The 24,925-nt window shown below is 72.6% G+C and carries 23 protein-coding genes and 1 riboswitch; of the genes, 13 read left to right on the top strand and 10 right to left on the bottom strand.

Annotated elements, in window-relative coordinates:
• Positions 1-23 precede the first annotated feature (23 nt).
• The 5 genes from AB0M08_RS33010 (at position 24) to AB0M08_RS32990 (ending at position 4,571) form a co-directional block, all read left to right on the top strand.
• Entirely contained in the window at positions 24-1,223 is a 1,200-nt protein-coding gene (locus AB0M08_RS33010; protein WP_364501889.1) for an esterase-like activity of phytase family protein, read from the top strand.
• A 112-nt stretch (positions 1,224-1,335) separates the two neighbouring features.
• Complete coding sequence (locus tag AB0M08_RS33005) at positions 1,336-2,469, top strand: FAD-dependent oxidoreductase (protein WP_364501886.1); 1,134 nt, start codon at positions 1,336-1,338, stop codon at positions 2,467-2,469.
• A gap of 50 nt (positions 2,470-2,519) precedes the next feature.
• The gene (gene sigJ / locus AB0M08_RS33000) at positions 2,520-3,377 is read left to right on the top strand and encodes an RNA polymerase sigma factor SigJ (RefSeq protein WP_364501884.1); all 858 of its coding nucleotides are present in this window, start codon (positions 2,520-2,522) and stop codon (positions 3,375-3,377) included.
• A gap of 88 nt (positions 3,378-3,465) precedes the next feature.
• On the top strand, positions 3,466-3,996 hold the full coding sequence (locus AB0M08_RS32995; RefSeq protein WP_364501881.1) for a hypothetical protein: 531 nt from the start codon (positions 3,466-3,468) through the stop codon (positions 3,994-3,996).
• Positions 3,997-4,052: 56 nt separating this feature from the next.
• Complete coding sequence (locus AB0M08_RS32990) at positions 4,053-4,571, top strand: GNAT family N-acetyltransferase (RefSeq protein ID WP_364501878.1); 519 nt, start codon at positions 4,053-4,055, stop codon at positions 4,569-4,571.
• Between the two features lie 41 nt (positions 4,572-4,612).
• On the opposite strand, the gene AB0M08_RS32985 is transcribed toward AB0M08_RS32990, so the two are convergent.
• Together AB0M08_RS32985 and AB0M08_RS32980 are read right to left on the bottom strand one after the other, a co-directional pair.
• Positions 4,613-5,494 (bottom strand): discoidin domain-containing protein, encoded by an 882-nt coding sequence (locus tag AB0M08_RS32985; RefSeq protein ID WP_364501875.1) that lies wholly within the window; start codon positions 5,492-5,494, stop codon positions 4,613-4,615.
• A gap of 255 nt (positions 5,495-5,749) precedes the next feature.
• The gene (locus AB0M08_RS32980) at positions 5,750-6,091 is read right to left on the bottom strand and encodes a nuclear transport factor 2 family protein (protein ID WP_364501873.1); all 342 of its coding nucleotides are present in this window, start codon (positions 6,089-6,091) and stop codon (positions 5,750-5,752) included.
• 76 nt (positions 6,092-6,167) lie between these two features.
• Here AB0M08_RS32980 and AB0M08_RS32975 point away from each other — a divergent pair, with 76 nt between their 5' ends.
• Both AB0M08_RS32975 and AB0M08_RS32970 read left to right on the top strand, forming a co-directional pair.
• Positions 6,168-6,635: an SRPBCC family protein gene (locus AB0M08_RS32975; RefSeq protein ID WP_364501870.1), complete on the top strand. Its 468-nt coding sequence runs from the start codon at positions 6,168-6,170 to the stop codon at positions 6,633-6,635.
• A gap of 84 nt (positions 6,636-6,719) precedes the next feature.
• A complete protein-coding gene (locus AB0M08_RS32970; protein WP_364501867.1) occupies positions 6,720-9,890 on the top strand; it encodes a hypothetical protein in 3,171 nt (1,056 codons plus the stop codon).
• 69 nt (positions 9,891-9,959) lie between these two features.
• On the opposite strand, the gene AB0M08_RS32965 is transcribed toward AB0M08_RS32970, so the two are convergent.
• From AB0M08_RS32965 to AB0M08_RS32950, 4 genes are read right to left on the bottom strand one after another with little or no spacing between them, the layout of a single operon-like run.
• Positions 9,960-11,216, bottom strand: coding sequence for a glycosyltransferase (locus AB0M08_RS32965; protein ID WP_364501865.1), 1,257 nt, complete (start codon positions 11,214-11,216; stop codon positions 9,960-9,962).
• A gap of 14 nt (positions 11,217-11,230) precedes the next feature.
• Positions 11,231-13,453, bottom strand: coding sequence for a glycoside hydrolase domain-containing protein (locus tag AB0M08_RS32960; RefSeq protein ID WP_364502029.1), 2,223 nt, complete (start codon positions 13,451-13,453; stop codon positions 11,231-11,233).
• A 12-nt stretch (positions 13,454-13,465) separates the two neighbouring features.
• Positions 13,466-15,751: an EAL domain-containing protein gene (locus tag AB0M08_RS32955; RefSeq protein ID WP_364501863.1), complete on the bottom strand. Its 2,286-nt coding sequence runs from the start codon at positions 15,749-15,751 to the stop codon at positions 13,466-13,468.
• A 54-nt stretch (positions 15,752-15,805) separates the two neighbouring features.
• Entirely contained in the window at positions 15,806-17,029 is a 1,224-nt protein-coding gene (locus AB0M08_RS32950) for an aminotransferase class V-fold PLP-dependent enzyme (RefSeq protein WP_364501860.1), read from the bottom strand.
• A gap of 9 nt (positions 17,030-17,038) precedes the next feature.
• Positions 17,039-17,154: riboswitch (SAM riboswitch) on the bottom strand.
• Between the two features lie 72 nt (positions 17,155-17,226).
• Here AB0M08_RS32950 and AB0M08_RS32945 point away from each other — a divergent pair.
• Positions 17,227-18,009 carry a DUF1684 domain-containing protein gene (locus tag AB0M08_RS32945; protein ID WP_364501857.1) on the top strand — a complete coding sequence of 261 codons (783 nt, stop codon included), beginning with the start codon at positions 17,227-17,229 and terminating at the stop codon, positions 18,007-18,009.
• Positions 18,010-18,018: 9 nt separating this feature from the next.
• Positions 18,019-19,119, top strand: coding sequence for a M20/M25/M40 family metallo-hydrolase (locus tag AB0M08_RS32940; RefSeq protein ID WP_364501854.1), 1,101 nt, complete (start codon positions 18,019-18,021; stop codon positions 19,117-19,119).
• Here the strand turns inward: AB0M08_RS32940 and AB0M08_RS32935 are convergent.
• Positions 19,028-19,969, bottom strand: a complete 942-nt coding sequence (locus AB0M08_RS32935) for an AraC family transcriptional regulator (protein ID WP_364501852.1) — start codon at positions 19,967-19,969, stop codon at positions 19,028-19,030. The two genes, AB0M08_RS32940 and AB0M08_RS32935, sit on opposite strands and share 92 nt — an antisense overlap.
• A 93-nt stretch (positions 19,970-20,062) precedes the next feature.
• Here AB0M08_RS32935 and AB0M08_RS32930 point away from each other — a divergent pair, with 93 nt between their 5' ends.
• Genes AB0M08_RS32930 through AB0M08_RS32920 form a run of 3 tightly spaced genes read left to right on the top strand, consistent with a single transcriptional unit; the run spans position 20,063 to position 21,949 of the window.
• The gene (locus AB0M08_RS32930) at positions 20,063-20,680 is read left to right on the top strand and encodes a class I SAM-dependent methyltransferase (protein ID WP_364501849.1); all 618 of its coding nucleotides are present in this window, start codon (positions 20,063-20,065) and stop codon (positions 20,678-20,680) included.
• Between the two features lie 31 nt (positions 20,681-20,711).
• A complete protein-coding gene (locus AB0M08_RS32925; RefSeq protein ID WP_364501846.1) occupies positions 20,712-21,278 on the top strand; it encodes a helix-turn-helix domain-containing protein in 567 nt (188 codons plus the stop codon).
• On the top strand, positions 21,275-21,949 hold the full coding sequence (locus AB0M08_RS32920) for a hypothetical protein (protein ID WP_364501844.1): 675 nt from the start codon (positions 21,275-21,277) through the stop codon (positions 21,947-21,949). Before AB0M08_RS32925 ends, AB0M08_RS32920 begins: the two co-directional genes overlap by 4 nt.
• On the opposite strand, the gene AB0M08_RS32915 is transcribed toward AB0M08_RS32920, so the two are convergent.
• Complete coding sequence (locus AB0M08_RS32915; RefSeq protein ID WP_364501841.1) at positions 21,900-22,310, bottom strand: MerR family transcriptional regulator; 411 nt, start codon at positions 22,308-22,310, stop codon at positions 21,900-21,902. The two genes, AB0M08_RS32920 and AB0M08_RS32915, sit on opposite strands and share 50 nt — an antisense overlap.
• 28 nt (positions 22,311-22,338) lie before the next feature.
• Here AB0M08_RS32915 and AB0M08_RS32910 point away from each other — a divergent pair, with 28 nt between their 5' ends.
• Positions 22,339-23,007 carry a siderophore-interacting protein gene (locus AB0M08_RS32910; RefSeq protein WP_364501839.1) on the top strand — a complete coding sequence of 223 codons (669 nt, stop codon included), beginning with the start codon at positions 22,339-22,341 and terminating at the stop codon, positions 23,005-23,007.
• Here the strand turns inward: AB0M08_RS32910 and AB0M08_RS32905 are convergent.
• Positions 22,967-23,539: a GCN5 family acetyltransferase gene (locus tag AB0M08_RS32905; RefSeq protein WP_364501837.1), complete on the bottom strand. Its 573-nt coding sequence runs from the start codon at positions 23,537-23,539 to the stop codon at positions 22,967-22,969. The two genes, AB0M08_RS32910 and AB0M08_RS32905, sit on opposite strands and share 41 nt — an antisense overlap.
• The gene (locus AB0M08_RS32900; RefSeq protein ID WP_364501834.1) at positions 23,536-24,621 is read right to left on the bottom strand and encodes an alkene reductase; all 1,086 of its coding nucleotides are present in this window, start codon (positions 24,619-24,621) and stop codon (positions 23,536-23,538) included. Before AB0M08_RS32900 ends, AB0M08_RS32905 begins: the two co-directional genes overlap by 4 nt.
• Positions 24,622-24,925 lie beyond the last annotated feature (304 nt).

The raw sequence follows: 24,925 nt of genomic DNA, 5'->3' as shown, positions 1-24,925 counted from the left end.
ATCGATGCCTAGTGTCCGGTCACATGGGAAAGATCATCAATCGCTCGCTGGCCGGCGCCGGCGCGCTGGTCCTCACACTCGCCCTCGCCGGTAACGCCAACGCCGGCTCGCACGCCCACGTCACCACGCCGACCCTGACCGGCTGGGCCTCGCTGCCCGCGGGCAGCTTCGTCCCGGGCAGCGAGGGGTCCGGCACGGCGGCCACCGGGGACCTGCACGGGTTCACCGCGCCCTTCGCCGACCAGCCGGTGCAGGGTTTCTCCGGCATCGTGGACAACGGGGACGGGACGTACGGCGTCCTCTCCGACAACGGGTACGGCAACCAGGCGAACTCGGCGGACTTCCTGCTCCGCGTCCAGCGGCTCGCGCCGAGCTTCGCGGACAGCCAGGTGGACGTGCTCGGCGGGATCAACCTGACCGATCCGCACGGGTACGTGCCCTGGCCGCTGACCCGGGCCGACCGCGTCCTGACCGGGGCGGACTTCGACCCCGAGTCGATCGTGAAGGCGGCGGACGGGTCGTACTGGATCGGGGAGGAGTTCGGGCCGTACCTGCTGCACTTCGACCGGGCCGGGCGGATGCTCGCCACGCCGGTGCCGCTGGATGGCGTGGTCGCCCCGGAGACCGCGAAGCGCACCGGGGCCACCGCCACCACCACCAGCAGCAAGGGCTTCGAGGGTCTGGCCACCTCTCCGAACGGCCGTTTCCTGTACGGGCTCCTCGAGGGCACCGTCAACGGCGACGTCGCGGGACAGCTCCGGCTGAACGAGTTCGACACCCGGGCCGGGGCGTACACCGGCAAGCGGTACACCTACCGCCTGGAGTCGGCGAGCAACGCGATCGGTGACGCCATCGCGGTCGACGACAACCGTTTCCTGGTGATCGAGCGCGACGGCGGCCAGGGTTCGACGGCCGTGTTCAAGCGCCTCTACCTGACCGACAAGCGCGACCGCAACGGCGACGGCCTGCTCGACAAGACGCTGCTGGTCGACCTGATGAACATCGCCAACCCGAAGAGGCTGGGCGGCTTCGGCACCACGTTCACCTTCCCGTTCCAGACCATCGAGGACGTGGCGATCCTCGACCAGACCCACCTCGCGGTCCTGAACGACAACAACTTCCCGTTCTCCAGCGGCCGCGCCGAGGGCACCGCCGACAACAACGAGTGGATCACCATCGAGCTCCCGGCATCGCTACACGCCGACTCCCGCCTGCTCACGTAGACCGCCGAGTGTGGCGCGCGTCACAGCGCATCACGAACGCCGCCGGCCCCGTCGTCACCTGCACGGAAAGAACGCGCGGAACGAACGCGGTGACGACGGGAGGAGCGGGGCGATGCGCAGGATCGTGGTGCTCGGAGCGGGCTACGCCGGGATGATCGCGGCGGCCGGGCTGGCCGGGCGGACCAGGCGGCGGCGGGACGTGGCGATCACGCTGGTCACCGCGAGCGATCGGTTCGCCGAGCGGCTACGGCTGCACCAGGCGGCGTCCGGGCAGCGGCTGGCGGAGTTGCGGATACCCGAGCTGGTCAGGGGCAGCGGGATCGCCTTCGAGCGGGGCTGGGTGACCGGGATCGATCTGGGTGGCCGGGTCGTGCGGATCGACGACGAGCGGGAGATCGGCTTCGACACGCTGATCTACGCGCTCGGCAGCGTCACCGATCCGGATGCCGTCCCGGGAGCGCGGGAGCACGCGTACGGGATCGGCGAGGCGACGCTCATCGCGAGCCGCCTGGCCGGGATGCGCGACGGCCGGTTGGTGGTCTGCGGGAGCGGGCTGACCGGGCTGGAGACCGCCGCCGAGATCGCCGGGCAGTACCCGGGGCTGGGCGTGACGCTGGCCGGGCGGGAGGCGCCCGGCAGCCGGATGCGACCGGGCGCGAAGGCACACCTGGACCGGGCCCTGCGGCGACTCGGCGTCGCGGTCCGCTCCGGCGTGGAGATCACCCAGATCCGACCCGACGGGATCGTGATCGCCGGCGGTGAGAGCATTCCCGCTGATCTCGTGATCTGGACCGGGGGCGTGCGCGCCCCGGCACTGGCGGCCGAGGCCGGCCTCACGGCCGATGACCAGGGACGCATCGTCACCGACGCTTGCTTACGCTCCGTTTCGCATTCTTTCGTGTACGCCGTGGGCGACGCGGCAGCCGTGACCCAGCGTCACGGGGTGCTGCACGGGACCTGCCAGAGCGGGATGCCGACCGGGGTGCACGCCGCCACCCAGATCGTCCGGGAGCTGAACGGACGCGCGCCGAGGCCGTTCCGGTTCGGCTACGTCCACGCGCCGGTGAGCCTGGGCCGGGACGACGCGGTCGTCCAGTTCACCCGCGCCGACGACTCCCCGGCGCGCGGGTACCTCACCGGGCGCGCGGCGGTCTGGTACAAGGAGACGGTGACCGCGTCGCCGTGGCAGACCTTCCGGCGCACCCTGCGCTTCCCGCGCCACGCGACGCTGGGATGGCGACGGTGACACCGGACCGGGCGACGCCGCCGGATGGAGCGACGCCACCGGGCGGACCGGTGACCGACTTCGATCAACATCGAGGGCTGCTGTTCGCGGTCGCCTACCGGATTATGGGCAGTGCGGCGGATGCCGAGGACGCGGTGCAGGACACCTGGCTGAAGTGGTCGGCGGGCGACCGGTCGAGGGTGGACGACCCACGGGCGTACCTGGTCCGGATCGTCACCAACACGGCGATGGACCGGCTCCGGGCGGCGCGGCGCGAGGCGTACACCGGGCCGTGGCTGCCGGAGCCGGTGCCGACCAGCGCGCCCGAGGTGGACGTGACGCCGGCGCTGCTGCTGGTGCTGGAGACGCTGACGCCGCTGGAGCGGGCGGTGTTCGTGCTGCGGGAGGCGTTCGGCTTCGGGTACGAGGAGATCGCCGCGGCGGTGGACCGGACGGCGGAGAGCGTGCGGCAGACGGCGCACCGGGCGCGCGGGCACGTGCGGGCACGGCGGCCGCGGTTCCCGGTGGACCGGGCCCGGCAGCGGGCGGTGACCGAGCGGTTCTTCGCGGCGGCGTCCGGCGGGGACATCAACACGCTGATGGAGGTGCTCGCGCCGGACGTCGCGCTCTGGACCGACGGCGGGGGCCGGGTCCGGCAGGCGATGCGCCCGGTGGTCGGCGCGGAGCGGGTCGCCGCCTGGTTCGCCGGGGTCGGCAAGCGGGCGTACGAGGGGGTCGACCCGGCCGACATGACGGCGGCGGTCGTCGAGCTGAACGGCGTGCCGGGCCTGGTGTTCCGCGGAGCGGGACGGGTGCTGGCGACGCTGACCGCGGAGATCGGCGAGGACGGCCGGATCGTCGCGCTCCACAATGTCGCCAACCCCGGCAAGCTGCAGTTCGCCGACCGGTCGCCGCTACCGTTCCTGTGATCACTGACGCATCGTTCAGGACCGCGACGCACCGCTGTCACATGCGAGCATTCTGTCGATCTTGTATTGACCGGGGGGACAGAGAAAGATGCGCGCACATCGTTGGATCACGGCGGCACTGGTCGTGGCGTTGCTGGGTGGCTGCGGGGAGAGCGGTGGCGAGGAGAGTCCGGGAGCGGCCGCGGCGGCGGGCGGGACCTGGACGGACATCGGCGGGACCTGCCCCGCGCTGACCGGGGAGGGGAAGGGCGTCTTCGACGCGTCGCTGGAGATCGACACGCCCACGCTCTACACGGCGACCTGCACGTACGGGGACGAGCTGACCGCGAGCTACCTGATCGGCAAGGACGAGGGCGACGAGCCGCCCGCCGAGGCCGCGAACACCGAGAAGACCGAGGCGCAGCTGCGAGGTCAGCCGGCCGCGGACCTGACCGGCGTGGGCGAGGGCGGCGTGATCTACGCCGACGGCGGGAAGCTGCACGCGATCACCTGGTCGGGGAACGCCACGGTGACCGCGCTCGTCCCGGCGGGCGCCGTGACGTCGGAGAATCAGCTGAGCGCCCACACCGCCGATCTGACGGCCGTACTGAAAGATCTCCTGACCGGTCTTCAGAAGTAGCGATCACCGTGTCGCGGCGGGCGAACCGGACGGCCTCCGGATGCGTAGGCAGGGACATGATTTCCTTGCTCGCCGACGACGACACCGCGCTCCTCACCGCGGTCACCGAAATGGTCAATCAGGTCTACGCGGAGTCCGAGGAGGGGCTCTGGCAGGCCGGGGCCGCCCGGACCACCGTGGGTGAGGTCACCGTGCTGGCGCACCTCGGCGAACTCGTCGTGGACATGCTCGACGGGGAGCTCGCCGGGGTGGTCCGGGTGCACCAGATCGACGCGCACACCGGCGAGATCGCGATGCTCGCCGCCGACCCGCGCCGCCGTGGCCAGGGCATCGGGCGCGACCTGGTGCGCTGGGCCGAGTCGGCGTGCCGGGCCCGGGGCGACCGGACGATGCGCCTGGAGCTGCTGGTGCCGCGGGAGTTCACCCTGGACTCGAAGGAGTTCCTGCACGGCTGGTACACCCGGATGGGCTACGCGGTGCAGCGGACCGGGCAGTTCGAGGAGGAGTACCCGCAGCTCGCGCCGATGCTGGCGACGCCGGTCGACTACCGGATCTACGAGAAACCGCTCCGCTGATCGCGCGCCGGCGGGGCGCGAGGCCGCCCCGCCGGGCCGGGTCAGCGGACCTGGAACTCCAGGAGGCTGTAGCCGTACTCGCTGACGCGCTTCGTGCCGTACATGCGGACGTAGCGGGCGACCGTGTCGCGGGCCGGGATCTTCACGGTGCCGCCGGTGCCCGCCGTGGTGGACCAGAGGGTCTTCCACGCCCTGCCGTCGGTGGAGGTGTCGACGCGGTAGGCGACACCATAGGAACGTTCCCACACCAGCGTGACAGTGGTCACCTGCCAGCGGGCGCCGAGGTCGAGGCTGATCCAGCCCGGGTCGGTGAAAGCGCTGGACCAGCGGGTGGTCGTGTCGCCGTCGACGGCGTACCGCGGGAGCCAGGGGTCGCCCTCGACGCCCGAGGCGGTGGCCGTGGAGCGCAGGGCCAGGTTGGCGCCGGAGGGGTTGGCGCGGCCGTCCGGCGTGGGCGACGTGGTCGCGGACGGGGCCGGTGACGACGGGGCGACGGTGGGCGGCGAGACCGCGGCCGGCGGCGGGGCCGTGCTCTCGTCGAGGACCGGGGGCGTCCACGAGTAGTCGGGCTCGGGCGGCGGCGTGGCCACCGCGCCGGCCGGCTCGGGGGCGGCGGTCAGGCGCTGGGCGACGGCGGCGCCGGCCCCGGCGACCAGCACGAGGGCCAGGGCAAGGATCCAGCGGGGGCGCCGCGTGGCGGGGACGGCGGGCGCCGGCGGCGCGGCGGGCCGAACGGGCAGGTGGGGCGGGGTGGGTGAGGAGGGCGCGGCCGGGAGCGCGGGCGCCGCGGGCGGGGCGGGCGGGGCGGTCAGGCGGTCCATGGTCGGGCGGCCCGTGCCGCCCGGTGGCAGGGACGGCATCCGGGTGAGCCGCAGCCGGCCCGCCCGGGACACCGGCCGCTGGTCGTCGTCAGAACTCGGCACCGAACCTCGGTCCTCGTGAGGGTTGTCCGGGCCCGCGATCGCGGACGCCGGGCGATATTTTGACGCATAGTCATGCCGGACGATGCGTGGTCGAGGACAGCGTGGCGGCTCGCAACGCCCGGTGCTGCCGGAACACCGACGTCGTGACACCCGTCACAACACATACCGCCCGGTCACCATCACGCAGGGTCAGCACAGCGTGATGGGCCGGCGGAGCCAAGGTCAGCGCAGTGCGCTGGGCCGCCGGAGCCAGGGTCAGCGCAGTGTGCTGAGGCCCCAGAGCTCGGCGATCCGGCCGTCGCGCAGGCGCCAGAACTCCATCAGGGTGGCCGGCTCGGCGTCCGGGGACGTCCGTACGCTGGCCCGCACCGCGACCCGGTCCCCGGTCGCGAGGATCTCCTCCGGGGTGATCCGCAGCTGCGGATAGCGGGCGTGGGTGCGCGACCAGACGTCCCGGATCGCGTCCAGGCCCCAGGCGCCGAGCGGATGACTGTAGAGATCCGCGGCGAACAGCTCGTCGATGGCCGTGAGGTCCCCGGCGGACGCCGCCTCACACATCCGGCGCACCATGCGCTCGGCCTCCCCGTACACACTCATCGATCCATCTCACACGGCAGCGGTACTTTCCACCAAGCGGTCGCCGCGAAGCGGGCCGGTATCGGAGGCTGGAGAGATGAGCGAGGCGACGATCACCGCGGACCCGGACGTGCCGATCATCCGGATCGTCCGGGACTTCACGGCCACACCCGAACAGCTGTTCCGCGCGCACACCGACCCGGCGGTGTTCGCCCGGTGGATCGGTCCCGACTCGGTCGCCGCGGAGATCCTGGAGTGGGACGCCCGGACCGGCGGGCGCTGGCGCTACGTGCACCGGCGCGGCGACGAGGCGTACGGGTTCCACGGCTGCTTCCACGAGGTGCGCCCGGACCGGATCGTGCAGACGTTCACCTTCGACGGCCAGCCCGACGGCGTCGCGCTCGGCACGACGACCTTCACGGACCTCGGCGGCGGCCGCACCCGGCTGCACGCCCGGTCCCTGGTGGAGAGCTTCACCGACCGCGACGCCTGGCTGCACGGCGGCATGGCGACCGGCGTGAACCAGGGCTACGCCAAGCTCGACACCCTGCTGCCGACGCTCTGAGCGGGCTGCCAACTTCGCGCCGACCGGGTGACAAGCGACGCGCGGCAGATGCGGGACGCCGGGTAGTCCGAGGACCATCCCGGAGTGCCCCAACGCCGAGTCCTGCTGCGCAGGGTGGCCCTCTACTCCCTCGCCGTCTCCTTCGCCGGGTTCCTGGCCTGGGTGCCGTTCACCGATCTGGACAGCTCCGCCGCCGTGGCCAGTGTCGTCGGCCTGCTCGCGGCGCTGGCCGCGCTCGCCGTCGCGGTCGTCCAGGCCTTCCCTGTGGAGCCGGCGCCCAAGGACACGACCGGCCTGGCCCGCCGCCTCGCCCGCGACGTCCGCGCCCAGTGGATCGGCGAGGCGGAGGCCCGCTGGCTGCGCAACGAGCAGACGCGGGCCCCGGTCCTGCCCCTGGAGTGGACGGTCACCGCCAGGGAGGTGGGCGCCGGCGCGGGCCACCGGCTGCGGTCGCCGTCCGGGCGGCTGGCCGGGCGCTTCGACGAGGCTGCCGCCTCACTGGCGGCGGTGTATCGCGACATCGGCAGCGGGCGGCTGATCATGCTCGGCGAACCGGGGTCGGGCAAGACCGTCCTGGCGATGCTGCTCGCCGTCGGCCTGCTGCCCGAGTCACGGTTCTGGGACGGCGCGCCGCCGCCCACCGCGGAGGACCCGGTGCCGGTGCTGCTCTCCGCCTCCTCCTGGGACCCGATCTCGGAGACCATGGAGGACTGGATCGTCCGGTCGCTGGCCCTCTCCTACTTCGGCGACACCCCGGAGGCGCCGCGCGACCTGCTCCGGGCCGGGCTGCTGCTGCCGATCGTGGACGGGCTCGACGAGATCCCGGAGGCGGCCCGGCGCAGCGCCGTGCACGCGATCATCCACACCGTGGGGCCCGCCGGGCGGGTCGTGGTGACCTGCCGCGCGGTCGAGTACGAGGACACCATCCGGGGTGGTGCGCCGGCCCTGCACGAGGCGCCGGTGATCGAGGTCTCCCCGGTCAGTGCCGTCGACGCCATTGGCTACCTGCGCACGGCGAACACCTCGGCGAGCGACGTCTGGGAGAAGGTCTACGACGCTCTGGAACAGAAGGGCGCGCTGGCCGAGGCGCTGCGGACGCCGTTGATGATCGCGATGGCGAGCACCGTCCACGGCGGGCCGGACGGCGATCCGTCCCCACTGCTGGACACCGGCGCCATCACCTGCCGGCACGACGCCGAGGACCACCTCCTCGACCGGGTGGTGGCGGCCGAATTCCGCGACGACCGCCGCCGCCCGTGGCAGCCCGCGGTCGCCGCCTCGCCGTGGGACGCGGAGCAGGTGGAGCGCTGGCTGGTCTTCCTCGCCGAGTACCTGCACCGGCACCGGGAGCGGGACATCGCCTGGTGGCGGCTGAGCGAACGTCTGCTGAGCCGCTGGGCGATCCCGGTCATCACCCTCGTCGCGGGCACGGCCCTGCTGGCCGTGACGCTCGCCTACGGCGGCCTCGCGGCGGCGCTCGCCCCGAGAGCCTTCCCCCAGGACCTGGTCCTCGGCATCGGCGCCTGCTTCGGTGGCGGCTTCGCCGTGCTGGCCATGCTGACCTGGTACGCCGCGCCGGCCCGGCCACCCGGCCGGTCACCGTCCTCGCTCCGCGGCAGCCTGCCCCGGTTCCGGGGCGGCATCGCGGCCGGTCTCATGGTGGCCGCCATCCCCGCGGTGCCGGGATTCATCGGCTGGGCCGTGGCGGTGACCGTCTTCGACGACTGGGACTTCGGCATGGGCCAGACCTTCATCAGTGCGATCGCGATGGTCCTGGGTGTCAGCGTGCTGCTCGGCCTCGCCGTCGGGTGCGACGCCGTGCTGAGCGCGCCGTCCGAGCTCTCCGAGAAGCCGAGCCCGGCACGTTTCCTCCGGGACGACCGCGGATCGGCGTTGCGGGGAGCGGCCGCCACCGCGGGGGTCATCGCCACCGGGCTCCTGCCGGTGGTCTTCGCCGCGGCCACGCTCAGCGCCGGGGGCGGGAGCGCGCTCCTGCGCTGGCTCTCCGGCGAACCGGAACCCGACGGCCTGGCCACCCCGGCCTTCGGCTGGTCCGACTTCTCGTCGGCGGAGGACAACCTGGCCTGGGGGTACGTCTTCGTGTTCCCGGCGATCACGATCGGGCTGCTGGTGCTCCTCACGCACGCCTGGCCCCGGTATCTCGCGGTGCGCCTCGTGCTGGCCCTGCGACGCCAGCTGCCCTGGGATCTGCCCCGCTTCCTGGCCTACGCGCGGGACCGCGGCCTGCTCCGCGAGTCCGGCGGCATGTACCAGTTCCGGCACGTACGCCTCCAGGAGCGGCTCGCCGGGCGACCCGCCGAGGCCACGCCACCACCGGACGAGGAGGCCCTCGCCAGGCGGCGGCGCCTGCGGATCGCCGTGGCGGGCGTCGCGGCGGCGGCGATGCTGGGCGCCACCGTGACCGTGCTCCACCAGCCGGCCACCGCCCTGGTCATCCGGCTCGACCGGCCCCGGAGCTGGGCGCCGGACCAGACGGTGTCCCTGAACCGGGACGGCACCGTGCTCGCCCTGGGTGAGGGGCGAAGGGTCGATGTCTGGGATCTCGATCTCGACGCGGCGAAGGGCGTGCCGCGTGCGCCGATCGTCCTGCCCGACGACCTCGATGCGATCACCGCGGTGGCGGTGTCGCCCGATGGCGAACGCCTCGCGATCGCCGTCACGAACGACTATCACCGTTCGGCTACGCGGTCGCCCCACGCCGTCCGGCTGCTGGATCGTATCGGTAGGACGCTGTCCCGGTGGGACGTCGACCGGGAGATCGACAGCCTCTCCTTCGGCGATGGCGACGCCCGGCTCGCCGCGGCCGACGCCTTCGGAGGGATCTCCGTGCTGCCCGCAGGGGCGACGGCGGAACGCCTCGGTCCCGCGGCATCGCCGACGGACAAGAACCCGTCACCGGTGGTCACCATGGTCGGGAGCTCCGGGGTCGCCGCCCGGAGGGTCCCCGACGAGTCGGTCGTGTCCTACGGCGACACCCGGCTGCCGCGGACCGTGAGAACACTGCACGGCGACGCCGGGATCAGCGCGATCGCGGTCTCTCCCGACCAGTCGGTCGTCGTCACCGGCAGCAACGAGGGGACCCTGCGGTTCCATCCGGCCGGGGCCGTGACGGAGTCGCTGCACGTCACGTCGAGCCGGCTCAGCCGGGTAGCGGCGCTCGCGGTGCGTGACAACGATGCGAGATACGTGGTGGCCACGGACGGCGACGACGTGGAGTTGTGGACCGTGTCGTGAGCGCGGTGGGCGTACCGGAAAAGGAAGAAGGTCTCCGGGCAGGGGGGTGACCTGCCCGGAGAGCGTGCGTCAATCCTTGGTGGGGAGGAGGTCGTCGAAGACGGCGACGCGGTCGAAGCGCATGGCGTAGTCGCGCGCCTTCTGCTCCATCGCCCTCTTCTCCTCCTCCGGCATGTCGAGGACGACCCGGTCGAGGGCGTCACCGAGGGCGTTGATGTCGCCCGCCTCGACGATGATCGCGGTGTCGCCCACCGCCTCGCCGGTGCCGCCGGTGATGGTGGTGACGATCGGGCCGCCGCCGGCCAGCATCTTCTCGGAGAGGGCGATGCCGAACGTCTCGACGAAGTCCGGCTCCGGCTTGGTGGGCAGCGCGTACGCCGCACACCCCGCCATCAGCAGCGGCTTCTCGTCGTCGTCCACGTCGTTGAGGAAGATGATGTTGTCGTCCTCCTTCGCCATCGCCCGCACGTGCTCCAGCGCGGGGCCGTTGCCGGCGATGACCAGCGGCATCTCGTCCCGGGCACGCATCTGGCCGTACGCGATCACCAGGTCGTAGATGCCCTTCGCCCGGGCCACCCGGGAGAGGAAGAGGATGTACCGGCCGCGCTTGAGACCCCGCTTGTCCAGGGCGGCCTCCACCGCGGCGTCGTCCAGGCCGAGGAACGCGGACGAGTCGATCGGCGGGTAGCTGACCGTCACCCGGTCCCGGCACTGCTGCGCGAAGCGGGTGCCGCTGTGCGCGTCGACCTCCTCGGCGGACGCCACGATCTCGTCCTTGGTGTACTCCGAGACGGCGACCAGCTCGTCGCTGGCGAGGAACGTGGTCAGCAGGGTCATCGCCGCACCGAACCGGCCCTCACGCAGGCAGGACCGGATGACGTTGGTGACGTCCGAGCCGACCGCCTTGGCGATGGTGTGCACCTTCGGGTCGAAACCGGCCGCCTTGACCGCGGTGACGGCGTCGTTGACCACCTGGGTGTGCGGCACGAGGTACATGGAGAGCACGACCGTCGGGATCTCCTCGGCGAGCAGTTCGACCAGGCGCCCGGTGAGACCGGCGAGGTGCCGGCCGTCCGGGACGCGGTAGTCGCCGACCGCCTCGGGCCGTTCCACGGTGATGCCGTCGCTGTAGGGCAGCAGCCGATCGAGCGGCTTCAGCGGCAGGCCGGCCGCCTGCAGCGTGGCGATCGGCCAGGTCAGCAGCCGCACGTCGTCGAAACCCCGGGTCAGGGCCACTTCGGCGAGGTTACGGGCCTCGCCCGAGTGTCCGCAGATCACCGGGTCGGCGCGGACCACGATCACGAGTCTCCGGGTAGGACGGCTCATGGTCTTTTCCTTAGCTATCGAGAGGGGGGTTGGGAGAGGGACGGCGGGCGGATCCCGTGTCCCCAGGTGGAGGGCTCGGGGCCGAGCTTCAGGTGCAGCCGGCCCCCGCGGTGCACGTCGCGGGCGCTCAGATGGGCCGCGTGCAGGGGTTTTCCATTGAGGGTGGCGGACTGGACGTACTGGGCCGGCGGGTCCCGGTCGAGGCCGTCCACGCCGATCGGCGTCTCGCGGTGCCCGCTGGTCTCGATGATGAACTCCTCGTCGCCGACCCGCAGCGCGGAGCGGGCGAAAGCCGGGGTATTCACCAGGAAGAGGTTCTGGCCGGCCACCGGGAACAGGCCCAGGGACGCCCAGACGTACCAGGAGCTGAGGCCGCCGGAGTCGTCGTTGCCCGGCAGACCGCCCGGGCCGGTGCCGAACTGCCAGGTCAGCGCGGCGTGCACGACCTCGGCCGTCTTGTCGGGGCGCCCGGCGTAGTGGTACGCCCAGGGTGCCTCCATGTCCGGCTCGTTGTTCAGGCCCTCGAAGCGGTTGAGCGCGTATCCGAGGGCCATCTCGGCCGGCTGCGGTCCGATGCCGGGCTGCTTGACCGGCTCGGCGTCGTACCCGAAGAAGCGGTTGAGTTTGTCGATGAATCCGTCGTCGCCGCCGGCCGTCTCGATCCGGGCCGCCATGTCGTGCAGCAGCCGGAACGAGTAGTTCCACTTTCCGCCCTCGTAGAACTCCGAGTCGCGCAGCAGCCCGGTGCCCGGGTCGAAGGCGTTCACCCAGTGCCGGGAACGGCGTTCCAGGTCGTCGGCGAGGCGGTGGTCGTTGAGCGCGCGGGCCAGCTTCGAGGTGCAGTGGTGGGCGTACGCGAGATCGAGGGTGTGCGTGATCGGGTGCACCACGCCGTGCTCGAAGAAGTCCTCGCCGTACATCCGGCGCAGGTCGTCGACCATGTGCACCAGCGCCCAGCCCCAGTCCAGGCCGGGCCGGTCCAGGGCGTGCGCGTCGGCGATCGCGGTGTGCGCCAGCGCCGACGCCTGCCGGAAGAACCGGTCGGCGCCCCGGGCCATCCGGTAGCCGATCGGGAAGTTGCCCTCCTCCTCGCAGACCCGGATCAGCGACTCGAGCAGGTCGGTGGCGCGGTCCGGGGCGATCGCCTGCAGCAGCGGGATCTGCGTCTTGTAGATGTCCCACATGGTGCAGATGTCGAACGCGTACGGGCCGGACGTGGGCCAGAACGGGCTCTCGTCGTCGGCGAAGCACGGCTTGATCAGCGAGTGGTAGAGCGAGGTCGCCATCACCGTGCGCCGGGCCGGGGTGCCGCCGTCCACCTGGACCTTGTCGATGTGCTCGCGCCAGCGGTGCCGGGTGCGGCTGCGGACGCCCTCGAAGGCCGGCGCCGACGTGCCGCACTCGCGTTCCAGGTTCCGTTTGGCCTGCTCGCAGCCGCGCAGCGAGAAGCCCATCCGCACCTCGATGCTCTGCCCGGCACGGGCCGAGCCCATGAAGAGCATGCCGAACGGGCGGAGCGTGGTGTGCCGGATGCTGTCGAAGTCGAGCCGGGTGCCGCCCGGGATGAGGCGGCGGTCGTACCAGAGCATCTGCCGCCAGCCAGGGGTGTCCGCCTCCAGGTAGACGGAGAGCGGCACGCCCTCCATCACCACGGTGCCCTGGGCCCGGCCGTGCCCCATGCTCTCCACCTGGGCGCGCAGCGGGACGGTGCGCCCGAGGTCTATCGCGAGGCCGCCGCAGGAGAGGTCGATGACGACCCGCGCGCTGTGGTGGTCCGGGAAGGTGTACCGGTGCACGGCGACCTTCTCGCCGACGGTGATCTCGCAGCGCACCCCGGTGTCGAGGTTCGCGGCGTAGTACCCCGCGTCGGCGCGCTCGTCGTGCAGCGTCCACGACTGGCCGAGGTCGTCGAGCGGCTGGACCATCGGCGTGACGCGGACATAGTTGTAGTACTTCCGGATCGCGCCGGTGCCGGACTGCTGGAAGTGCGTGAAGCCGGACGCCTGTATGCGCTCGAACATCTCCTCGGGCACACCCTCGGTGTTCTTCGCATACCGGCCGTAACCGGTCGGGTAGGCGCCGGAGTAGGCGCAGGCCGAGACCATGCCCAGGGGCGAGGTCGCGCCCGGGTGGGTGTTACCCACCTGCGGCTTGGGCCACCACCACGTGGCAGCAAGACCGTGTGCGCGAGGCAGGTCGGTCGCCGCGGTGCCGATGAAGGGATCAACGTTGTCCAGGATGCCGGGACTCTAACCGGCCAGAGCCCCCTCCGTGGTTTCAAACAGGTGAACTGACCCCGAGGAGGTGACGGACGCACCGCCCAGCAGCATCTCCTGGAACTGTTCCGGCGGCCGCGGCTCGCTGAAGAAGTACCCCTGCACGGCCGGGCACCCGGCGGCCCGCAGCGCCTCCCAGTCGTCGATCTCCTCGACGCCCTCGGCGATGGTGGACATGCCCAGCGACCGGGCCAGCCAGAGCACCGCCGAGATGATCGACGACTTGCGGGCGTCGTGCGCCAGGCCGGCCACGAACGAGCGGTCCAGCTTCACGATGTCGGCCGGGACCGACTTCAGCCAGGTCAGTGAACTGTAGCCGGTGCCGAAGTCGTCCAGCGCGATGCGCACGCCGAGCTTCTTGAGAGTGGCCAGGCGCTCGCTGACGTCGACCGTCGAGGCGAGCAGCGCGGTCTCGGTGATCTCCAGGACCAGCCGGGACGGGTCCAGGCCGGGGTGCGCGGCGAGCAGGTCGGCGATCATCGGCACGAAGTCCGCCTCGGCGAGCTGGCGCGGGCTGACGTTGACCGACACGTAGCCGAGCGAGCCGGACCAGTAGAGCAGGTGGTCGACGGCGGAGCGCAGCACGTGCTCGCCGAGCGGCACGATCAGGCCGGTCTCCTCGGCGGCCGGGATGAAGTGGTACGGGCTGAGGATCCGCCCGTCCGGTGTCCGCATCCGGACCAGCGCCTCGGCGCCGATGATCCGGCCGGTGGCGGTGGAGACCACCGGCTGGAACCAGAGCGGCAGCGTCCAGCGCGGGTTGCCGGCGAGCGCCTGCCGCAGCCGGGACTCGGCGGCGAGCCGCTCGTGCACGGAGACGCGCATGTCGTCGGTGAAGACCTCGATCCGGTTGCCGCCGGCGCGCTTGGCCACGTACATGGCGGTGTCGGCGGCGAGCACCACGTCGTCCGAGTGCTCGGTGCCGTGGTCGGTGGCGACGCCCATGCTGACCGAGATCGGCAGCGGGTTGCCGGCGACCTGCAGCGGCTCGCCGAGCGCGGCGAGGATCTCCCGGCCGACCCGCAGGCCGGTGGCGGCCGGGCCGGGCAGGCCGACCACGAACTCGTCGCCGCCGAGGCGGGCGAGCAGCGCCTGCGACGGGACCACCGTGGTGAGCCGGTCGGCGAGCGCGCGCAGCACGTCGTCGCCGGTCGCGTGCCCGGAGCCGTCGTTGATCGACTTGAAGCGGTCCACGTCCAGGTAGATCACGTTGACCGGGACCGTCCCGCCGAGCATCTCACCCAGGTCGTGCTCGAACGCCTTCCGGGAGAGCAGCCCGGTGAGCGCGTCGTGCCGGATCTGCCGGCGCAGCTCGGCCTCGTGGTTGCGGGCACTGGTCACGTCGATGCAGTGCGCGAAGACGAACCGCAGGGTGCCCTGCTTGTCGTAGAGCGGGGTGCTGTGCACCTGGACCCAGATCAGCGTGCCGTCGTCGTGGCGCCGGAACTGCCGGGTCTGGGTGATCGGCTCGCGGCTGCGGATCGCGTGGTCGAACGCCGGGTCCTCGGCGCCGACCGGGGTGAGCGGGATGTCCTGGACGGTGTAGCCCTCCGGCAGCTGGGCGGGGAGACCCAGCCACTCCCGGTACGCGTGGTTGGTGCGCAGCATCCGGCCGTCCGGCGCGAACATCGCCATCGGCACCGGCGTCTCGTCGAACGCGACGCTGAGCTGGGCCTGGCTCTCGTCCAGGTTCTCCTGGGCGCGGCGCTCCTCCTCCTCGGTGAGCCCCCACTGGACGATCTGGAAACCGGCCGCGGCGAAGACCGCGACGCCGTGCAGCAGCGCCCAGACCAGCGGGTGGGCCACCGCCGAGTGGTGGTCGTACGTGTGGTCGCTGATCAGCACGCCGAAGACCGCGTGGTGCAGCGTGGTGGCGACCAGGAACGCGCCGAACGGCGCCCAGTCCCGGTAGAGGGCGAGCGCGGCGACCGCGATGAAGAAGGTGAAGTGCGCCTCGGTCAGGCCGTTGCAGAGTGAGACGAACCCGCCGCAGGCCGCGGTGAAGCCGAGCGCGACGAAGACCGAGCGCAGCCGCCGGTTCTTCAGCAGCGTACCGGCGACCACGCAGGGCAGCACGAGCCCGTCGGTGAGCAGCAGCGCCTCACTGTGGTCACCCTGGAGCGCGCCGAAGACCGTGACGACCACGACGACCACGCCGAGCAGGACGGTGAGCAGCTGGTGCCGCACCGCCCAGTCCTCGTCGCGCAGTCCGCCGCCGGTCGGTAGCCGGTCGCGGAGCCATTTCAGCCAGGTCGCCACGTACGCATGATCGGTCGAAAACCACCCGGGGCGTAGGTTCCGGGAGGTAGCGGATCAGGAGCGGAGCACCGCCGCGAGGGCCGTCACGAACCGGTCGACGTCCTCGGCGCGGCTGCCCAGGCCGAAACTGGCCCGCAGCAGACCGGTGCCGCTGGTGCCGCAGGAGCCCGCGACGGCCGAGCCGGTCAGGCGGCGAACCAGCGGGTGCGCGCAGAACTGGCCGGCCCGGACGCCGATGCCGTGCTCCTTGCCGAGCCGGTCGGCGACGAGCGCCGGGTCATGACCGGGCAGCGCCAGCGAGACGATGCCGACCCGCGGCTGGTCCGGGCCGAAGATGCTCACCTCGACCGCCTCGGGAACGCTCCTCAGGCCCTCCCGCAGCCGGGCGAGCAGGTCCTGCTCGTGGCGGTGCAGGGCGTCCCGGTCGGCCTCGGCGAGCGCGGTACAGACCGCGGCGAGCGCGACCGCGCCGGGCAGGTTCGGGGTGCCGCCCTCGTGCCGGGCCGGGCCGGTGGACCAGACCCGGTCGCCGGGCAGGTCGCCGACGGAGGCGCTGGCACCGCCGCCGAGCAGGTAGGGCTCGGCCGCGTCCAGCCAGTCGGCGCGGCCGGCGAGCACGCCCGCCCCGAACGGCGCGTAGAGCTTGTGCCCGGAGAACGCGATGTAGTCGGCGCCGAGCTCGGTGAGCGAGATCCGCCGGTGCGGCGCCAGCTGCGCGGCGTCGACGATCACGCGGACGCCGTGGGCGTGGGCGAGGTCGGCGAGCTCCCGGACCGGCCACAGCTCGCCGGTGACGTTGCTCGCGCCGGTGATGGTGAGCACGGCCGGGCCGGTCAGGCCGGGCAGCGCCGCGCGCAGCGCCTCGACCGGATCCCCCTCGGCGGGCAGGCGGCGCGGGTTCGGCCAGGGCAGCAGGTTGGCGTGGTGCTCGCCGTCGAAGAGCAGCGTGGTGGTCCCGGCGGGCAGCGCGCGGGCCAGCAGGTTCAGCGCGTCGGTGGTGTTCCGGGTGAAGATCACGTGGTCCTCGGGACCGGCGCCGGCGAACTCCGCGACCACGTCCCGGGCCAGCTCGTACGCCAGGGTGCTGGCCTGTGAGCGTACCCCCGCACCCCGGTGGACACTGCCGTAGCGCGGCAGGAGATCGGCCACCGCCGCGGCCGCGGCCTCGACGCACGGCGCGGAGGCCGCGTAGTCGAGGTGCACGAACCGGACCGGCTCGCCGGTGGGAAGGGCGACCTTCAGGTCGTCACCGATGACGTCGAGAGCTGACATGGTCATGCCTCCGCAAGTCCGCACTTGCCGATGTCGGTCGACATCGGCCCGGTCTTCACCCGGGGCACCCCATCGCGAACGCAAGGGTTGCCGGCCAGCAAGCCGGGGCTTGTGCGCTGGCACTCATGACCTGCCGACGAAGTTAGCAGATGTCACGATCACCCACCATATCCCAGTCTCCCGATAGGGATTAAGGTCGAAGGATGACCACCTTCGAACAGCAGTGGGCCCAGTGGCACGCCGCGCACGAGGAGCGCCGCGCCGGCCGGCACGGATTCCTCGCCATCACCGGCCTGCACTGGCTGACCGAGACCCCGCAGCACCTCCCCGGCGCGCCGGGCGAGTGGAGCACCGGCCCCGACGGGGTCACCGTGGGGCTCGGTGCCGACGAATTTATCACCATCGATGAAAAACGAGTCACCGGCGAACACCGGTTCGGCCCGCTGCCCGAGCGCGGCGACGTCACCGTCGGGTACGGCGACGCGGTGATCGAGGTCGCCCGCCGGGGCGGGTACGACGTGGTCCGCCCGCGTCACCCGGAGAACCCGACCCGGGTGAAGTACCTCGGCACGCCCGCGTACACGCCCTCCGCGGACTACGTGGTCCGGGGCCGGTTCGAGCCGTTCGAGACGCCGCGGCCGACCACGGTGGGCTCGGTAGCCGAGGGCCTCGAACACGTCTACGAATCCCCCGGCCGGATCCACTTCGAGCTGGACGGGAAGGCGCTCACGCTGACCGTCTTCAACGGCGGGCACACCGGGTCGCTCTTCGCGCTCTTCACCGACGCCACCTCGGGGATCACCACCTACGCCGCGAACCGGAGCCTCGCCATCGACGCGCCGGACGCGGACGGGACCGTGGTGCTCGACTTCAACCGGGCGGTGAACCTGCCCTGCGCGTACACCGAGTTCGCCACCTGCCCGCTGCCGCCGGCCGAGAACCGGCTGCCGGTCTCGATCGAGGCGGGCGAGCAGCTGCCCCGTTAGATTCGATTGATGGAGGACCTCGTCGCCACCGTGGTGGAGCTGCTCGGCGTCCGCTCCACCGCGGACCGGCCCGCCGAGCTGCACCGCGCCCTGGAGATGGTGCTCTCCGTTTTCTCAACAACCGATTTCCGGGTACGCCGTTTCGAGTCCCGGGGCAAACCCAGTGCTCTGGTGACCGCTTCCGCGCAGCCCGGCCGCCCCCGCGTCATCCTCAACGCGCACCTCGACGTGGTCCCCGGCACCGATGAGCAGTTCCGGCCGGTGATCGACGGCGACCGGCTCTACGGGCGCGGCGCCCACGACATGAAGGCCGCCGCGGTGGTGCTCGCCACGGTCTTTCGGGAGGTCGCGGGGTCACTGCCGTACCCGATCGCCCTGCAGCTGGTCACCGACGAGGAGGTGGGCGGCTTCGACGGGACCGGGCACCAGCTCGGCCAGGGCGTCCGCGGCGACTTCGTGATCATCGGGGAGCAGAGCGGACTGCGGGTGGTCACCGAGTCGAAGGGCCTGGTCCACGCCCGGCTGATCGCGTCCGGCCGGGCGGCGCACGCGGCGTACCCGTGGACCGGCGACAACGCGCTGGTGACGTTGATCGGGGCGATCGGGCGGGTGCTGGAGCGCTATCCGGTGCCGGCAGCCGAGGCGTGGGCGACCACGGTCAACGTGGCCCGGATCACGACCGGGAACACCGCGATCAACCAGGTACCGGCGGACGCCACCGCCTGGCTGGACATCCGCTGCCCACCCTCCGATCCGGTCACCGCGGAACGCCTCGCGGAGATCGCCGGGCCGGACGTCGCGGTGGTCGTCGACGCGAGGGGCGCACCGCACCACGCCGATCCGTCGAGCCCCTCGGTGCTGGCCCTGCGGGCGGCGGCGCGGGCGGCCGGCTACCCCGGCACCCTGCTGCGCAAGCACGGCGCCGCGGACGGCCGGTTCTACTCCGCGCTCGGCATCGACGCGGTGATCTTCGGGCCCGACGGCGACGGGCAGCACGGCCCCTCCGAGTACGTCTCGATCAGCTCGCTGCGGCCGTACCACGACGCGCTGACGGCGTTCCTCGCCACCGTGCCGGTGTCACCTGGTGATCGGCCCGGAAGCGCCGGATGAAGTAGCTCGTGTCCGGATAGCCGACCCGCCGCCCGACCGCCGCCACCGTCAGATCGGTCTCGGTCAACAGGACGCGGGCCTCCTGCATCCGGCGCTCCGCCAGCCACCGCTGCACGGTCCGGCCGGTCTTCCGGCGTACCGCGGTGGTCAGGTGTCCCGGGGTGAGCGCCACCTCGGCCGCGACGTCGGCCAGCGAGATCGGCTCGTGGTAGCGCCGCTCGATCACGTCGAAGACCGCGGCGAGCAGCGGCTCGTCGGCCTCGCGCAGCTCGTCACCGACGTCGGCGGCGGCCGCGAGCCTGGCCAGCGCCACCAGCAGCAGCGTCAGGTGGGCCTGCGCGGCGTCCCGATAGCCGTCCCGCCGTCCGCGCAGCTCGTCGCCGAGCGCGGCGAACCGGTCCGACCAGGCGTCCCGGTCCGGCTCCGGGATCCGCAGCCGCTGCGCCCGGTCGGCGCCCCGGGCGAACGAGAAGAGCAGCGGGTGCGAGCGCCAGGTGGCGTACGCCCCGGTGCGGATCACGTCGGCCGGGAAGAACGCCACCCACCCGTCGCCGACCATCTCCCCGGTGCGCTGTGGAAACGACAGGACCTGGCCGGGCGCGAGCACGAAGAGATCACCATCGGTCACGGTCCAGCTCCGTTCGTCGATCCGGAACGAACCGCCGGCCCGCCGCGCGTAGAAGAGCACCAGGAAGTCGTGCGTGTGCCGCTGCTCCCCCACCGCGGGATGCTCCGGCCCCGGCAGCCGCCCGACCCCGATCGAGGGCGCTCCGGGCACCCGGTCGAAGACCGCCACCGGGACTCCGCGCGCGTCCCTCGCCCCGAGCCTGGTACCCACAGATCGTCCCATCCTCGCCACGGATCCGGCGATGCCCGTGCCCGGCCGTCCGGTGACGCTGAGAGTACGCCCGAATTCCGTCCGATCAGCGCTTCGGAGGACCACATGTCCGCATCGACGTACATCCCGGCGATGGGCCGCCACCGCCTGCTCTTCCTCTACCGCCCGTTCACCCGCCTCGCCGGCCTCCGCCGTGTCCATGGCGAGCTGCTGGACCGCGCCGGCGTCCGGTCCGGCCACCGCGTCCTGGAGATCGGCTGCGGCCCCGGCGACCTGCTGACGGCCCTGGGCCGTCGCGTACCGGAGGCCGATCTGACCGGTATCGATCCCGACCCGGCGGCGCTGCGCCTGGCCCGCCGCACCGCCGCCCGCCGCCGCCTCGCGATCACCTACACGGAGGCCTTCGCGGGCGAGCTGCCCTTCCCCGACGGCTCGTTCGACCGGGTCCTCTCCTCCTACATGCTCCACCACCTGACCCCGCCCCAGAAATCACAGGCCTTCCTGGAGGTACGCCGCGTCCTGCGCCCGGACGGCGAACTCCACGTCGTCGACGCCCACGCCGCCACGCCCGGCTCCCGCTCCCACCCCCTGCTCGCCGCCAACGCCCCCGACCTACTGCTCACCGCGATGCGCGACGCCGGTTTCCCCGCCCCCGCCGAGACCGGCCGCGCCCACCGCCGCGGTCCCCTGGGCACCTACGCCTTCTATCGGGCCGCCTATTGAGAAGAATTCTTTGCATAGATATCTTCTCAAGGTGACCGAGAACCGGCAGCGACTGCTCACCGACGTCGACACGCTCAAAGCGCTCGCGCACCCGCTCCGCCAGCAGCTCTTCCACCGGCTGCTGCGCGGCGGGCCGGCCACCTCGGCGGATCTCGCCGGTGAGTACTCGGCGGATCGTGGGGCCACCAGCTACCACCTGCGGCAGCTCGAACGGTTCGGGTTCGTCGAGGAGGACACCGCGCTCTCCGCCGGGCGACGCCGCTACTGGCGGGCCGTGCCGCAGGACATGCGGCTGCCGAAGGAGGCCGACGATCCCGAGGTCGCCGCCGCGGCGGCCGAGGTCTGGCGGCAGTGGATGGAGCGGGGCGATCGCGAGCTGCGGACCTACCTGGCGGAGCGGGACGGGTACGGCGCCTTCGCGACGGCGGCCCAGCACTCGTTCGGCGGCACCACGCTCACCGCCGAGGAGCTGGCCCGGTTCGGCGAGGAGTACATCGCCTTCCTCAGCCGGTGGTACCGCGAACCCGACCCGGCGAACGGGGACGCCCGGCACGTCACGGTGCTGTTCCACGCCTTTCCGACGCCGTACGGGAAATGAACCGGGACTTCGCGGCCCTCTGGACCGGGCAGGCGATCTCGGCCCTCGGTGCGACCGCGAGCGGCACGGCCATGCCCCTGCTCGTGCTCGCCCTGACCGGCGACCCCGCCACCGCCGGCCTGGTCGGTGCGGCCGGCGGCAACGCCGTCTTCCAGGCGCTCGGCCTCACCCTGGTGGTGCTCGCCCAGCGGCACGGCACCGGCCCGGCCGGGATCGGTCTGATGCTCGGCCTGTACAGCGGCGGCGGGCTGGCCGGTGCGATCGCCGCCACCCGTCTGCACCGGCACCTGACGGCGCGCACCATGGTGGTCGGCGTCAACTGGGTCTGGGCGGCGCTGCTACCGGCCCTGCTGGTCGCCGACGGCCCCGTCGGGATCGGCCTGATCGGCGCGGCCTGCGCGTTCGTCGGGCCGCTGCCCGGCGTGGTGCTGATGACGTACGCCGGAACCCTGGTCCCGAACGAGCTGCTCGGCCGCGTGACGAGCGCCGCGATGACGATCTCCTGGGGCGTCATGCCGCTCGCCTCGGTCGCCGGGGGCTACGCGCTCACCCGGCTCGGTCCGGTGGGCACGATCGGACTGCTCGCCGTGCTGATGCTCGCGATCGCGGTCGCCGGCACGCTCACGCCGTCGCTGCGGCGGCTCCCGGCACCGGTGGGATCCGGGCGGTGATGTGCGCCTGCGCGTCCGGGCACTCCTCGAACGGGATCGGGCACCCCATCGCGTGCTCGATGCTCTCCTTCGCCGCGGTCGCCTCGGCGATCCGGCGCTCCAGGGTGAGCAGCTGGCGTTTGAGCACGTCCGTCTCCTTGAGCGGGGTGCCCGACTGCAGGATGAGAAGGATGTCCCGCAGGCCGAACCCGGCCTCCTTGCCGAGCAGGATGAGCGCGATCCGGCGCAGGTCGGCCTCGCCGTAGCGACGCTGGCCGCCCGCGTCCCGGGCCGGGCTGAGCAGGCCCACGCTCTCCCAGTGGCGCAGTACGTGGGTGGGCAGCCCGAACCGGGCGGCCACCTCTCCGACGCTTGACTTCATGTACACATTAAGGCGGATGCTGGGCCGCATGCGCAAAGCCGATCTGCTGGACCGTTTCCTGGTCCGTGCCACCGTCACCGACGTCGAGAAGATCACGCCGCGGATGCGCCGGATCCGGCTCGTGGGTGAGTCGCTGCCCGGGCTGGAGTGGACGCCCGGCCAGCACGTCCGGGTCCGGGTCGGCGCCCTGACCCTGCGGACGTACTCGATCTGGGACCGCGACGCGGACTGGATCGACCTCTGCGTCCTCGTCGACCACCCGGATCCCGGGCCGGGCGCGGACTGGGCGCGCGCGGCGGGAGCCGGCGAGCAGGTGAGCTTCACCCGTCCCGAGGGCCGCCTGGTGGTCCGCCCCGACGCGCCCTACCACCTGTTCCTCGGCGACGAGACCGCCGCGGTGCCGTTCGGCGCGATGATGCGCGGCGTCTCGTCGCCGCTGTACGGCGTCGTCGAGGCGGAGAGCCCGGCCGACCACCTGCCGCTCGCACTGGACAACTGGATCCATCGCGAGGAATCGAACCTGCTCCAGGCGCTGCGGGAGATGGCTCTGCCCGAGACCCCCGGCGTCGCGTACATCGCCGGGGAGGCGCGCACCTGCCAGACCCTGCGCCGCCACCTGATGACCGAGCGCGGCTGGCCCCGGAGCGCCGTCACGGTCAAGCCGTTCTGGGCCCCGGGCCGGCGGGGGATGGACTGAACCGGCCACGGTACGGTCCGCTGCGGCGCTGGAAGCAGGCCCCCGAGACCCGGCTCGCCACCGTCCGGACGTGCGCGAACCCGCGTCGCAGGTAGAACGCGTGCAGCCGTTCATTACCGGTCCAGGCGTCGAGACGGATCCAGGTCAAACCCGCCTCCCAGGTACGCCCTCCGGCCCAGTCGAGCAGGTCGTCGCCGAGCCCGTACCCGGCGCGTTCCAGCGGCACCATCATCTTCGCCGCGTAGAGCGCGTCGGCCGGGTCGTCCTCCGGGTACCAGAGCGGCTCCGGGTCCACGTCCGGTTTCCAGAGCCCGCCGGCCGCGGCGTACCCGGTGAGGGTGATCGTCGCCGCCGGAGCGCTCCCGTCCCAGGCCATCCAGGTCTGCCCGGCGGCGACGGTGGCCTCGACCGCCGACCGGGGCAGCGGGATGGACCACTGGTCCTCCCCGCGCCCGGCCAGCCAGGCGGCCCGCTCGCGGCGCCACGCCATGATGACGTCGACGTCGGCCGGCCGAGCGGGCCGGATGATCACGAGCGCAGGGCGGGATAGTCGGTGTAGCCGCGGGCGCCGCCCGCGTAGAACGTGCTGCTGTCGATGTCGTTCTCGCCGTGGCCGTGCGCCCAGCGCTCGGCCAGGTCCGGGTTCGCGATCGCCGCGCGGCCGACCGCCACCGCCTCGGCGTGGTCCTCCTCGACCAGCCGGATCGCCTCCTCGCGGGTGGTGACCACGCCGAAACCGGTGTTCACGATGACCGGCGCGGCGACCGCCCCGCGGATCTTCTGGATCAGCGCGCCCGCCGGGTCGGCGTGCAGGACGTCCACGAAGGCGAGCCCGAGCGGGGCGAGGCCGTCGGCGAGCGCCAGGTAGGTCGCGAGCACGTCGTCCGCGTCGGTCTCCAGCGCGCCCTGGATGTTGTGTTCCGGCGAGATCCGGATGCCGGTCCGGTCCGCGCCGATCGCCGCCGCGACGGCGGTGACCACCTCGATCGCGAACCGGGCGCGCTTCGCCGGGGTGCCGCCGTACTCGTCGTCGCGCAGGTTCGAGGCCGGCGAGAGGAACTCGTGGATCAGGTAGCCGTTGGCCCCGTGCACCTCGACGCCGTCCAGCCCGGCCTCGATCGCGTTCCGCGCCGCCGCCGCGAATCCGGCCACCGCCTGACCGATCTCGGCCACGGTCAGCTCGTGCGGCACCGGCAGCGCGGCCTTCCCGTCCGGCACCCGGATCTCGCCGGGGGCGGCCACCGCGCTCGGCCCGACGGTCCGCCCGGTCCCGGTGATCTCCGGGTGCGAGATCCGCCCGCCGTGCATCACCTGCATGACGATCGTTCCGCCCGCGCCGTGCACCGCGTCCGCCACCCGCCGCCAGCCCTCGACCTGCGCGGGCGTCTCGATCCCCGGCTGCCCGATCCAGGTGCGGCCCTCGGCGACCGGCCAGGTGCCCTCGGTCACGATCAGCCCCATCGAGGCGCGCTGCGCGTAGTACTCCACCAGCAGATCCCCGGGCACGCCGTCGGCACCGGCACGGATCCGGGTCAGCGGCGCCATCACGAGCCGGTTACGCGGTTCCAGCGCACCGAACACCGCGGGAGTGAAGATCTTCGAAGCAGTCGACATGTCCCCATGCTGCCCCGCGCTCCGCCCGTTCCGCCCGCATCGCGAGCACGATCACAACCCCGGCGCGAGCATGATCACAAACCCGACGCGAGCACGATCACAGCCCTGTGGCGCGAGCACGATCACAAACCCGTGGCGCGAGCACGATCACAAACCCGGCGCAGGGCCCGTGCCCACTCTGGGCCGTTGCGCGCCGCCCGGTCCTGGCTGGTGCTCAGGGGTGGGCCGAGACGGGGGCGGGGGCCCCCAACGGCCCGCCCAAAACGGGAAAGCGCCCCGCCCCGGGCCGGGCGCGCGCCGGGGC

The organism is Actinoplanes sp. NPDC051851 (assembly GCF_040681165.1).
Lineage (GTDB): Bacteria > Actinomycetota > Actinomycetes > Mycobacteriales > Micromonosporaceae > Actinoplanes.
The sequence above is the reverse complement of the archived record's forward strand: the minus strand, read 5'-3'. Positions and strand labels throughout refer to the sequence as shown.